Consider the following 12,929-nt stretch of genomic DNA (forward strand, 5'->3'; position numbering starts at 1 on the left):
TATTACCCATAGGGCATATATTGTTGAAAATCAATGATATTTCCTACAAAATTCATTTTAATAAGATCTTCGTATGCCCATTTCGTTGAAGCGAGAATCACTTTTGCATTATTAAGTACATCTTCCGTATGGAAAATTTTGTTGCCATACTCTGTGTTTTTTCCTATATCAGTATTAACACTGTCACATATGCCGTCTATTTTTACACTATGTCTGCTAAAGAAATCTTCAAGGCTCTTTCCTCTTCTTCCCATTCCCCAGATATAACATTTAGAGTCATACTTCCGCATAAGCTGCAATATCTCCTGTTGTCTATATTCCATTTGTTCTTCAAATGGAATATAAGCCTTCATTCTCTCTGTGATAATTTTATGGTATTTTCCATTTGTATCAAAATCCAGTGCTTCAAGCAGTTTCTTTTCTATATCCCATTGAACCTTTAATTTTTCTTTATTTTTCAACACATCATTCGTCCATGACCCTGTGGCATATCTTCTGTAAACAGCCATCTTTTTATCAATATAGAATATCCCACCGCGCAGAGAACCTTTTATCTGTATCACATAGTCCAACGGCGTGATCTTTTCAAATTCCAACAGGTTCTCATACATCTGTCTCCTAAAAAAAATCCCAGCTGTTACAAGATATTGTCCTCCGCCCAAAATCACGTTTTCTGTAGATAAAATACCATTTCCTGTCCTGGGGCGAATTTGACTTATCTCTCTTTTTCCATCCTCTGTAACTGTACATCCCCAACATGCGCACATATCACATTCAGGATGATTTTCCAAGGCATCTCGCTGTAGTTGAAGTTTATTTTCATCAATCCAGAAGTCGTCCCCTTCACACATAGCAATATACTTCCCTTTTGCAATATCCTTTATCACCTCCGTGATAAAATCCGCACCCTGGGAATATTGATTCTTCTGTTCATAAATTACCTTGATTTTTTCCGGATAAGCGGTGACATACTTTCTTATAATATCAACTGTACCATCTGTCGATACATCGTCGTGAATGATAATTTCGTAATCAAAGGATGTTTTTTGCACAAGCATACTCTCAATAGCCTTTTCCAGATAGGATTCCTGATTATATGCGTTGCATATTATACTGACTTCATATGACTTTCCCACTTATCTTTCTCCAATCAAATCCATAATTTTCAATATGTTACCTCTGTAGCCCGCTTTGACAAGCATCGCTTTAATCACATCCTCACTCCAATGTAATGCAATAATCACCGTTACATCCTTGTCAAGATCCCCAAAATGGTTAATCCCATAAATAGGGACGCCTGCATATTTTAGTCCGTCCATCTTTCTGTCAAGACAATATACGATTTCATAATCATTTTGAAGGCGGCTTACAAGAGCTTTCCCTACGACTGTCATTCCGTATATGGCAATTTTTGTTCCAGCACAATATTTTTCAACCCTGCTTAAAAAAAACTCCTCACAAAAAATTCTGGTCATAATGGAAAACATTGTCCTTGTTTTCACATATGGCTCTGGTCCCAGCCCACTTTCTCTTCCTCCGCCCCAATCATGAACCTTCGGATGAAAGAATATGGGATCCTTCATCACTTCCAAAAAGTCATTATGATGTGGATGATAAACATTACGCACATCCATGAGCCATTCTCTCATACCAGCTTCACTCCATGGATCAAAAGGACGCAGGCGGACACTGTCCGCTCCAAATTCTTCAATACATCGTCTGGCAAATTCCGGCAGCTGTTTATAATTTTTATCCTGATAAACGGTTGCTAATTCCAAATAATTGATGACTCCTTTTTCTCGAAGTGATTTGACATATCGTAAATTATCTATCAGCTTATCTATTGATTGTTTAGTTCCCGACAATTCCTGATATATATCATTCTCAAAACTAAGCACCGTAATTGCTACCGAAAGCTTATATTTTCCAAGATTGGCTATTTGCTTCCAGTGTGCTTCATCAAATAGGGAACCGTTTGTTTCAAGTGTTACGGATACTTCATCGGGATCGGCCAAGGGACGCCACTCAGAAAGAAGCTTGAGTATATGCTTGCTTACAAACAATTCCCCAAGTCCATTTGCACTTATATGTTTCACATGAGGCAATGCCTTTTTAAGTTCCATATCAATTTTTGTATACTTATCTTCCAGCAATTTGGCATCCAATTTTGCCATGCAGTCAGGAATACCACACATCTGACAATGATAATTACATACATTTTCATAAGCTAGATACAAAGCTTCTGGAAATCTTGGAATTTCATCAATATCAATGGAAACTGTATCAACCGTATCGTTAGCGACATAAGGACACTGATTCGGATTACAATTAGAATGATCACCACAGGCATGCATTTCCTGTATCAATCTCGCTTCTTCACTATGATAAATCTCATCCAATGAATTTTTAGTAAGATAGCCTATGACACCGCCATCTCTGAGCCAGCTACATAATCTTACTGCACCATCCTCATTCATTACCTGTATAAATTTAATTGCACGTTCACATAACCTCATACGTATTTCTCCCAATAATATCACTTTGTATTTACATTCATCATGCTATTTTATCCTGCAAATTTAAGATTAACGACTTCGTTCTTTTCCACCCAAGGCATGGATCTGTTATAGATTTTCCATAGACCCCCTCACCCACCAGCTGCGCGCCATCCTCAAGATAGCTTTCAATCATAACGCCTTTAACCAACTGATTAATCGACTTACTTCGTCTGCATGACTGAAATACATCCTCAGCTATCCTACATTGTTCCATATACTGCTTATTTGAGTTAGAATGATTGCAATCTATAATAACCGACGGATTCCTGAGATTTTGTCTGTAGTATGCATCATGCAGTCTCATCAAATTTTCGTAATAATAATTAGGCACATTTTCTCCTGCAATATTGATATACCCGCGTAATATAGCGTGGGCATATCTATTTCCCTCAGTTTCTGCTTCCCAACCATTAACCAAAATCCTCTGGCTTTGCTGTGCTGCTGAAACAGCATTCAACATCACAGAAATATCTCCGCTAGATGGATTTTTCATTCCAACCGGAATCTCTAAGCCACTTGCTGCAAGCCGGTGTTCCTGATCCTCCACCGACCGTGCACCAACAGCCGCATATACGAGCAAATCTGATACATATGAACATAAACTTGGGTATAACAATTCATCCGCAGCATACATCCCCGCCTCTTTAATTATGCGTTGATGAAGTTCCCGAACTGCTATGATTCCTGACACCAAATCATCATTCCTGCTGGATGGTTTAGGACGATGGATCATTCCCTTATACCCATCGCCTCTTGTTCTTGGTTTACCGGTATATACTCTCGGAATTAATAAGAATGTATCTTTAACACGAGTTTGAAGTTCGCTCAGCAAATATACATATTCAATAACAGCATCTTCCCTGTCTGCCGAACAAGGACCTACAATTATTATTTTTTTTCCACATTTTCCAGCAAGTATTTCACGCATCTCAAACAGCAGGTTTTCTCTCTTCCTCTGCTCCTCTTTAGAAATACAATATTTACTACATAATTCTTCAACTTGCGGTATCTTCTGAATCAGCTTCATTCCATATGTATCCTTTCACAATTCTACCGGTGCTTTTAATTCCGCGGACATATATGCGGCATATATGATTTTCACGGTATCATAAGCCAGTTCAAATCCTGATTTCGGCATCCTGTGATAATATGCAGATTCTATAAAATCTCTCATTTCGTCCGTGTACCCACGAATAATTTCATCTTCAAGAAATGGATAATTCCATCCACTCTTTTGCGGCAGCATTTCTGACAAATAAACATCATTAAGGTTGTCTTCATCCAGAAAATATGTTTCCATCAAGTTAGACATTGTAAGCCTGCAATTAATAGCGGCATCATTACAATACAACTCAATATAGTTTTTACTGCCGCCTAGCAAGGTATCAGTAGCCATGACGACTGCTTTTGATTTATCTGAAAAAGATAATATTATTGTTCCAAAATCTTCAACATCATTCGGTCTTGCTGCAATATGACGATGTTCATATTCAGACAACTGTGTTGTAATCGTTTCCATGTCGGCGTAAACGCTTTCAACCTTTATTTCCATATGTCTTGCCTCGGCTTCAACTGATTTAAGCCATAGAATTGCCGTAAGCGGATGCGCTCCCGTACGTATGAATGTACCGCCTCCTGTTTTGCTCCATTCTCCGGCCACAGGCGAACTGGATCCTTTCAGGCTTTCCTCACCTTTTGCAAATAATATCCTGCTTTTTTTCTTCTTTATAATTTCTGCTGCTTTAACAACTGCGGGGGCGTAAACAAAATTCTCAGCATACATAAAACAGCCTTCTGCATTATTAACTATATTTTGGAGACGATTGAGCCTTTTTATAACAGCATCATACATCTGCACCTTCGATACAGTTTTTCCTATAGGTGCCAGATCCCCTTCCACTCCAAAAGATCCACTGAGCGGTTTCTCACAGATTACATGTTTCCCTGCCTTCATCGCCCTCTCTATCATCTCCTCGTGGACATAGGGAGGAGTACATATATCAATTACGTCAATCTCAGGATCTTCTATTAAATCATTGAAATCAAGGGATGCATTTATAAAACCATACCTATCCTTCATTCCGTTCACCTGTTCAAAACGCCTTGCTGAAATATGCTTATAACAAACGGGCACACCACTGAAGCGCTTCAAAGCATTCATATGTAACTCGGTAGCTCTTCCTGCACCGGCCACGCCTAGACATATTTCTCCCTTTGCATTCATTATTTTTCGCTCCTTCTAATTAACTTTGCAATTTATCAGTTCATCAATTCTTCTGATGTATCTTTCTTTTTCTTCAGCATTGTGAAAATAAAACTGTATCAACCCAAACTTTTGATACATATAATCATCAATAACCGTCCCGGAATCATCATACTCCATGATATCAATTATATTTTTCTTAAATTCATCCGCCACATGATACCCCTGATAAATTCCGTTTCGATTGCTCATGATTGCATGGTATCCATATATTTTATCTGGTATTTTGGGGACAGGAATTCCACGGCAATCCTCTCCCGCTTCCGCACGTATAATCCAATCCCTCCAATCAATACCTGATGCTCTCGAAGCCGCTGTTGTACAATTATTCCCTGGCATCCTGCGCATCATCTCTATAATCCAGAATTCACCCTGACATTCTATGTATTGCAAATGCAACAAACCGTCCACCAATCTCAACTTCCGAGCCACCTTTTCCACTTCTGGAAGCAGCCATTTTATTGCTATTTCCCAGTTGTCAGCCGGAGATACACCGGTATTGGTAAGGTATTTATTTACATAGGAATAATCGTTCAGCGTTGCATAGGCCACTACGCGCTGATCAATGATAAATGTGCTCAGACTATGTAGTGTGCCTTTTATATAAGGCTCCACAACAATCCTTCCATCCCTTGACATTGTGAATGCCCTCATAACTGCTTTCTGATAGGCTTCCGAATCACAAACAGTTGATACTCCTTTCCCACCCGCCTGGTCTGACGGCTTGACTATGAGCGAAATACCATCCTTTATCCCCTGTCCCAGCGCCTCCTCCACGCTCTCATAATAATGAGCAGCAGGGGACTTAATACCGACTTCTCTCGCAAACTGCTTAAATCTATCTTTCCTGTGAATGATCTGTGCATTCTCATAAGTATCATGTCCTCCCAGGCCCAGCCTTTCGCCCATATATGCTGCAACAAGCGCACAATTATCCGAACAGCCCTGACTGATTGCTTCTATTTTCAATTTCTCTGCAAGTCTTACTATACCTTCATAATCAGAATAATCAAACGGGGCGTATTCATCTGACGCCTTATGTCCTGGAGCAGCCGCATTATTTCCGGTGGTTATCACATAATAACCTTGCTCCTGAGCAGCCTGGATCAATGGTATTTCAAAAACACTGGCGCTCAACATTAACAGTTTTTTCATAAATAAATACCTTTCGTAAATCATTTCCCTTTCCATCAGGATTTAAATATTGGTTCATACACACTTTCATACACCCACACATAATTCTGAAAATTTACCGAAGCCAGTTTTTCCTTTATTTCAGAGACAAATTCATCTTTTACAGCAATTACAATAAAACTATCCGCTTCATGGTTATTGATAAAATCAGATAAACACATAACATTTAATCCTCTCAAAGAATTTTCTCTCCGCTGGCCATCTGAAACAATCACACCATTTATTTTCATTTTATCAGGAGCTATTTCAATCAGAAATTTTGCCGCAAGTCTTCCTGCACCGTAGATATATACTAATTTTCCCTTTGCACACTCCCAATACGCCCCTTCTGGATCCCAAAAATAGAATCTCTCTCTTTGCTGACTCAATATATAATCCTTCCACTCATCGCAGCATGTATCTGCTAATTGCTGTAACAACTTTCCAGCCTCATAATATGATTTAGAATTAGATAGAATATATATAGATGCTCTCCTTATTCTTTCTCTGATGCAGTCACTAAAAAAAACATGCTTCGTATAACTAGTATACCTGTCGATTTCACGAAACAAATCTATGTATCCGCTGTAGTACATAGCCATTTTCAGGAAATCATTTTTCAGGAATCTAACTGACCACGATTCTGCTGTCATTTTATTATAGACCGACATCACACGATTCAAAAAGTATACATTTCCCCTTCCTGCTAGATAAAATTCTAACGGTTCATCTCCTGTTGGAGCATTTCTGAAGAACGGAGGCATTTCCATATATAAGTCTTTCCTAAACAAAAAAGAGCTGGTAGGAATCTCCCATTTCTTGAACATGGATTCATATGGAACATTGCCTTCATATCCATAACCCATGGATCTGGCGTCTCTTTCTCCAGTCCAATTAGGAGGATACTGAAGAAACGCCTTGTGACCTATGAGAGAACACTCTGGATGTTCTTCCATATAATCAACCTGAAGTTGTAATTTATCTTCATCAACCCATGCGTCATCACCTTCGCAAATAGCTATGTATTTCCCTTTTGAAAGAGGAGCCAAAATATCATACAAATAATCAATTCCCTTACCGTATTTATTTTCCTTTTCATAGATCACTTTTATTATTTGGGGATGATGCTGTTCATAATCTCTTAATATTTCTGCAGTACCGTCCGTTGATGCGTCTTCATGAACAAGAATCTCATATGTAAAATTTGTCTTTTGCATCAAAAACCCTTCCAACGTATCCCTGATGTAATTTTCATGGTTATATGTCATACAGAACACAGAAACCATAATCTCATTATCACTCATAATACTTCCTCATTTATCATTCTGAAATTTTGTTATCTATTCTTGGAACTCTTGCAGCTGAATTGATTGCTTGCTTCCGAAGCAAATCAACCATATTAATATACATATAATATGGTTTCATCACCAGTTGAACTATATTGCCGTAATGCGTATTTGTATTCTACGTCACATTTCAGTAATAATGATGGAATTTCAATAATATCTTGAGGCTTATGATAAATGCTAAGAGCCATCCTTGGTCTGTATTTTCTAATCGTCTCTTTTGCTCCCAACAGTGCCTGATACTCTGCCCCTTCAATATCCATCTTAATAAAAGTGGCTTTCCTTCCATTCAGCACGTTATCAATAGTATCAAGTTCAACTATCTCATTTCCATCATCCGCCGCAAGTCTGGAAGTTTTAGAATAGTCACCTGCAAATCCCAAGCTTAACTGCTTATCCCACATGCCTTTTTCAATCAGTTCTACATCATGTATGCCGTTATCCGCATAAAATCTCCTACATTTTTCAATGCAGTATGGGTTTGCCTCAAATCCATATATAGCCTCATATTTTCCATTCGCCCACCTAACAAAATCTCCAGATGAAGCGCCATCATAAACACCGCCATCTATAAAAACTTCATTTTCTCCGGGACTGAAATAATCAAAATACTGCCAACCGACAATTCCATCCAATATCCCCATACAACCAGGGTATAATATACGCTCTTTAGGAAAACCTTCCTCTAAAAGTTGTTCAAGTATATCCTGACGGTACTTGCTGCTTCCAACTATACAGATATAGTCTCTGTATTGAATTTCAAGTTGGTGCGGTGATATTACCCTGCACCCCATTATTTCCTTTCCCCAATTAGCCGCTTTATTATCGCAAAAAAGCAAAGGTATATCTCGATACTCGGACATCTTAATAAGACGGCAGGTCTGTCTCCCCTTAACACCACATCCAAATATTATTATTCCCGCCTTATCAGTAATGGACTCACACATTTTATCCAATTTTGAAATTTTCCACAGCCAATTATATTTTTTACTGAGGTCAAAAATGTCATCAATCAGCTCATTTTCATTTCTATAAAATAGATGTTTTAATCTGATATAAAACAATTCTCTGGACAGTTCATCTGCCAATCTATTTTCAATTTCTGCTATCATCTTAGAAACTTTATGCATGTCCTGTAATTCCATACCTTTTTCTCCTCAATTATATTTTCCGGTCATACCAAGCGTCAGAAATTCATTTATAGTTTAATATGCATATAAAACCGTCTCCCAATTGCAGGTAGTATAGTGTCTTATTGCCAGTTTATAATCAGGATTAATTGACAATATTATATGTGGGATTTCGATAATGTCTTCTGGCTTATGATATAAACATATTGCAAGTTTGGGCCTATACTTCTTAATTGTTTTCAAAGCGCCTAAAAGGCTTTGATATTCGGCCCCTTCAATATCCATTTTAATAAAAGTTACCCCCCTTAATAACATCATCAATCGGTACAGTTTCAACCATGATATTGCCACAATCCGTTATCATTGCACCCGCATTATAATCATCCCCGTTAAATGCTAAAAAACCTTTATTACTCCATGTCCCTTTCTTAATTAAGTTCACCTTGTTCATAATTCCCATTTCATCAAATCGACATTTACATCTATTGGCTGAGCTTGGATTTGCTTCAAATGCATATATTTTTTTCCAGCCTTTGCACCATTTTGTAAATTCTATTGATGTGCTTCCATCATAGCATCCTGCATCCACAAAGATTTCATCTTTACTTTCTGATTTAAAATAATCAAAATATTGTTTTCCACACACACCGACAATATTTCCGCCAAAAGGATTAAGAATTCTTTCCTGCGGAAAACCTGAAAAAACAATTTGATCATATAGTTCCTGTCTATATCTCGGAGTTGATATAATAGCAATGCTATTGCGATAATCTTTCATCAGTTTAGCCACATCAATGGCACAAAACCCCTTTTCTTCAAGAGCATTTCTGACTTTCGTACTATTATCCAAAAAAACTATATTGAAATCTTTATAACGTGAATTTTTTAATATATTATAGGTGCGCATACCATATCTTCCCGCACCGCAGATTATAATACTTTCTATTTGATTAAGAACACCAAAAATATGATCAACTTCGTCCAACCTCCAATTTTTAGAGATGTATGGAAGCTGATCAAGGAATTCCTCGTTGTTTTTATAAATAAGAGCATTCATTCGCAAATCATATATCTTTTTTGATTCCTCATCCTGCAGTTTTCCACGAATATCATTAACCTTTTCTAACATATCGTACATAATTTTTGTCTCTATCATATCTTCTCTCCCAAGTTTTCTGTATTTATATTAAAACACATACAATATCGTTTCATCAGCAGTCGAGCTGTATTGTCTTAATGCAAATTTATAACTGTCATCATATTTTAACAATAGTGCAGGAATCTCAATAATATCCTGAGGCTTGTGATACACGCTTAATGCCATTCTTGGTCGATATTTCTTTATTGTCCTCTCGGCTCCCAAAAGAGCGCGATACTCAGCCCCCTCAATATCCATCTTAATAAAAGTAGCCCTTCGTCCGCTAAGCACATTATCTATGGTGTCTGCCTCAACCACAACATTCCCTTCATCTGAAATTCTTGATGCGCCGGAATGAGTACTTGCAAAAACCATTTTTGCTCTTTCATTCCACATACATTTTTCAACAAATTCTACATCATGTATGCCATTTTTGTTGTAGTATTCCTTACAACGCTCAATACAGTATGGATTTGCTTCAAATCCGTAAATAGCCTTATATTTTCCCTTAGTCCATTTTATGAAATCATCGGATGATCCTCCGTCATACACTCCTCCGTCAATAAAAATTTCATTATCCTCCGGAGTTAAATAGTCAAAATATTGCCACCCCACTATCCCAAACAATATTCCTATATATGGGTATAATATATTTTTGTTTGGAAATCCTTCATGTAAAAGTTGCTGCAATATGTCCTGTCGATACTTACTGCTTCCTATTACACAAATACAATCACGGTATCTGGTTCTGAGTTCTTCTGGCGATATAACATCGCACCCAAACACTTTCTTCCCCCAGATTTCTTTATTGTTGTCACAAAAAGAAGGAAGGAATATCTTTATATTTAGATCCCCTAAAAAGACGATATATCTGTTTACCGTTAATGCCGCATCCGAATATCACTATTCCTGATATGTCAAAAACAGATTCACACATACGATCCATCTGATATACTTCCCATTCCCAGTTGTATTTTTCCGCAATATCAAGAATATCATTTCTCAAATCATCAACATCTCTGTAAATCATATTTCTGAGCCTGGCATGAAATAAATCCTTTGATAATTCATCAGTCAGTCTGCTTTCAATCCTTGTTATCAGTTCCGAAATATTGCCCATATCACTCATTTGCATGGTTTCTTCCCCCTTTAATCACACTATAAACATACTACATTCTTCTTAATTTCTTCACCTGGTTGATACCAGATAATTTATGAATATTTCAAGACTGTTATCCGGACTTTCAAATGTGTTCTCTCGGAAATAACAGTTTTGAATTGAAAACTCAGTATTATTTTCTTTTATCATTCCATCGGCCGATATTATATAATTCCGAGAGTTATTTTCTTTATAATTTGTAACATCAACATAGATACTGTCATAGCCTGTTTCACATATATTCCAACAAACCTCATCCTTCCTAACTTCAAATAATTCCTCTATTTTTTAGAGTATCGATTGATTCTGAGCATTTTATTGTAATATACTGGTGAAAAATAAACATACTCTCCCAGTATCCTAGAGGACGAAAATCTCATATTCCATGGGCAATTTCTGTCTACTTTCTTCAATTGGATCACTTCAATTATTTCATTTTTCTTTTCATCCCATATCAATACTTCGTCTCCAATTCCCGATAACCAGAAGTACTCACCATCAAAAGTTACAGTCAATATAGACAAATCCACATTTTTTATCTTAACTTTTTTGTAGCCTTATTTTCAAAATCAAAAATACATATTGTTCCATATCCAAAATTCGGCCAATACATTTTATTATTGACTCGACAACCATTATCAAAAGCAATGGCTGGTTCAACATTTTCACCCTTCCATATAGCATTTTTTGCATCTAAAGAGTGCATGTTCAGCACCATCCGCTTACCACCATCAAAAGGCTCGCCAAACATATATATATCTTCTTCATAAGCAATAGCTTTTTTATATCTGTATCCCCCAATATTCTTCACATACACGAATTCCAGACTTTGAGTATCTAAAATAGATATGAATTCACCATTAACATAAGGAACAAATACCAGCATATTCTTATATTTTACGCAATCCGAATACATAAATTCATGCCAGACATATGGTTTATTCATTTCCTGAATCACCCGAAGAGAAGAAGAACCCTTTTCAAGCATAAAGGTGCCAGGCGAATTATATGATTTAAAATACAAAGTCCCATTAATATTTGAAATTGCAATAATTTGTGGATATTTAATTTCTTTTTTTCATCCTTTTTCAATCCTGTTTTAAGTTAGTATTTTTTTATTGGGGTAAACTCATATCTACATGCATATCAAAGATTTCAATTGTGATATGCCGCCAATCAATATTGAGAATATCAATTTCAGACTTTCATCTGATTTCATCCTCGATAATTTTGCACATCGCATTCATATTCTCCAACGAATATCTTTGATCTACCGGTATAGGAAGAATATTAGCCGCATATTCATGTTCAACCGTTCCCACTGGGCACTCTTTGATAACATTCGGCCAGAGTGTGGGCAAATATACAAGCTTATCCGCCAGCCTTTTTTTTGTTTTCATTCCATCAGAGATGAGCAGAGGATATGCGAACGGCGCTTCAGACTTTACTGGTTTTAGCCCATTATATTTTGATAATCTGTCTGATACATATTCCCAGTTTTCATTGCGTCTTGCCTTTATGGCTCCATAATCTAATGCCCTGAGGATATTCTCACTTATGAGAGACATCCGCTTGACTGGCTTACCTTCAAAATATTCATTATTGTATTTATATCCCTCATAAAATTTTGAGGCATTTACCTCAAATCGCCCCAAAAGAAATTGCATCCTATCATTGACAATATCCCGTTCATATTCCTTATCATTATTTAAGAATGTATATAGGAACGCTCCATCTGGCACACCAAAAAACTTTCTGCAGGAATATATAGTATGAACTCCTACTATTGGACTAGCAAAATAATCCTGTGCATTATCCAATATTATATTTCTGTTTCTTTTTACACTCTGCCTAATATATTCTTCAGTAAGCTGTCCGTAAAAATTAACTAAATACAGAAACTCATCTTCCTGTACATCGAGTTCAATTATGGGCTTAAAAGCTTTGTCAATATGATAAAATCCTATTTCCACACCATATTTCTCTATCATATGTTTAACTGTTTCGCACAGAAAATATGGAAGAAATACCTTCTTAATTGTTTTCGCTTCAAGCATATAACCAAGACAACTTCTCCCACAATTCAAAGCTATTCCATCCGAATGAAGAATGTCCCCTTCAAATTTTTCAAATTCTATATATCCGCCATATTCCATTATTGA

At 36.8% G+C, this 12,929-nt stretch carries 14 protein-coding genes; all 14 read right to left on the bottom strand.

All coding sequences use genetic code 11. From position 1 onward, the window contains the following. Nucleotides 1–2 precede the first annotated feature (2 nt). On the bottom strand, nucleotides 3–1,136 hold the full coding sequence (locus GN277_RS21470) for a glycosyltransferase (protein ID WP_159753494.1): 1,134 nt from the start codon (nucleotides 1,134–1,136) through the stop codon (nucleotides 3–5). After that, nucleotides 1,137–2,516 (bottom strand): radical SAM protein, encoded by a 1,380-nt coding sequence (locus tag GN277_RS21475; RefSeq protein ID WP_159753497.1) that lies wholly within the window; start codon nucleotides 2,514–2,516, stop codon nucleotides 1,137–1,139. 40 nt (nucleotides 2,517–2,556) lie between these two features. Continuing rightward, a complete protein-coding gene (locus tag GN277_RS21480) occupies nucleotides 2,557–3,585 on the bottom strand; it encodes a 3-deoxy-7-phosphoheptulonate synthase (RefSeq protein ID WP_159753500.1) in 1,029 nt (342 codons plus the stop codon). Between the two features lie 15 nt (nucleotides 3,586–3,600). Beyond that, nucleotides 3,601–4,782, bottom strand: coding sequence for a Gfo/Idh/MocA family protein (locus GN277_RS21485; protein ID WP_159753503.1), 1,182 nt, complete (start codon nucleotides 4,780–4,782; stop codon nucleotides 3,601–3,603). A gap of 15 nt (nucleotides 4,783–4,797) precedes the next feature. Beyond that, nucleotides 4,798–5,976: an ATP-grasp domain-containing protein gene (locus tag GN277_RS21490; protein WP_159753506.1), complete on the bottom strand. Its 1,179-nt coding sequence runs from the start codon at nucleotides 5,974–5,976 to the stop codon at nucleotides 4,798–4,800. A 35-nt stretch (nucleotides 5,977–6,011) separates the two neighbouring features. After that, nucleotides 6,012–7,298: a glycosyltransferase family 2 protein gene (locus GN277_RS21495; protein ID WP_159753509.1), complete on the bottom strand. Its 1,287-nt coding sequence runs from the start codon at nucleotides 7,296–7,298 to the stop codon at nucleotides 6,012–6,014. A 95-nt stretch (nucleotides 7,299–7,393) separates the two neighbouring features. Further along, on the bottom strand, nucleotides 7,394–8,485 hold the full coding sequence (locus GN277_RS21500) for an FkbM family methyltransferase (protein ID WP_159753512.1): 1,092 nt from the start codon (nucleotides 8,483–8,485) through the stop codon (nucleotides 7,394–7,396). A gap of 60 nt (nucleotides 8,486–8,545) precedes the next feature. Beyond that, on the bottom strand, nucleotides 8,546–8,755 hold the full coding sequence (locus GN277_RS21505; protein WP_159753515.1) for an FkbM family methyltransferase: 210 nt from the start codon (nucleotides 8,753–8,755) through the stop codon (nucleotides 8,546–8,548). Between the two features lies 1 nt (nucleotide 8,756). After that, nucleotides 8,757–9,626 (bottom strand): hypothetical protein, encoded by an 870-nt coding sequence (locus tag GN277_RS21510; protein WP_159753518.1) that lies wholly within the window; start codon nucleotides 9,624–9,626, stop codon nucleotides 8,757–8,759. Nucleotides 9,627–9,656: 30 nt separating this feature from the next. Next, nucleotides 9,657–10,394 carry an FkbM family methyltransferase gene (locus GN277_RS21515; protein WP_159753521.1) on the bottom strand — a complete coding sequence of 246 codons (738 nt, stop codon included), beginning with the start codon at nucleotides 10,392–10,394 and terminating at the stop codon, nucleotides 9,657–9,659. A 28-nt stretch (nucleotides 10,395–10,422) separates the two neighbouring features. Then, complete coding sequence (locus tag GN277_RS21520; protein WP_159753524.1) at nucleotides 10,423–10,743, bottom strand: hypothetical protein; 321 nt, start codon at nucleotides 10,741–10,743, stop codon at nucleotides 10,423–10,425. A 305-nt stretch (nucleotides 10,744–11,048) separates the two neighbouring features. Continuing rightward, entirely contained in the window at nucleotides 11,049–11,297 is a 249-nt protein-coding gene (locus GN277_RS21525) for a hypothetical protein (RefSeq protein ID WP_159753526.1), read from the bottom strand. A gap of 5 nt (nucleotides 11,298–11,302) precedes the next feature. Continuing rightward, entirely contained in the window at nucleotides 11,303–11,713 is a 411-nt protein-coding gene (locus tag GN277_RS21530; RefSeq protein ID WP_204162772.1) for a hypothetical protein, read from the bottom strand. Nucleotides 11,714–11,972: 259 nt separating this feature from the next. Next, nucleotides 11,973–12,923 (bottom strand): hypothetical protein, encoded by a 951-nt coding sequence (locus tag GN277_RS21535; RefSeq protein WP_159753532.1) that lies wholly within the window; start codon nucleotides 12,921–12,923, stop codon nucleotides 11,973–11,975. Between the last annotated feature and the right edge of the window lie 6 nt (nucleotides 12,924–12,929).

It is taken from the genome of Sporofaciens musculi, assembly GCF_009830285.1.
In the GTDB taxonomy this organism is placed as follows: Bacteria; Bacillota; Clostridia; order Lachnospirales; family Lachnospiraceae; genus Sporofaciens; species Sporofaciens musculi.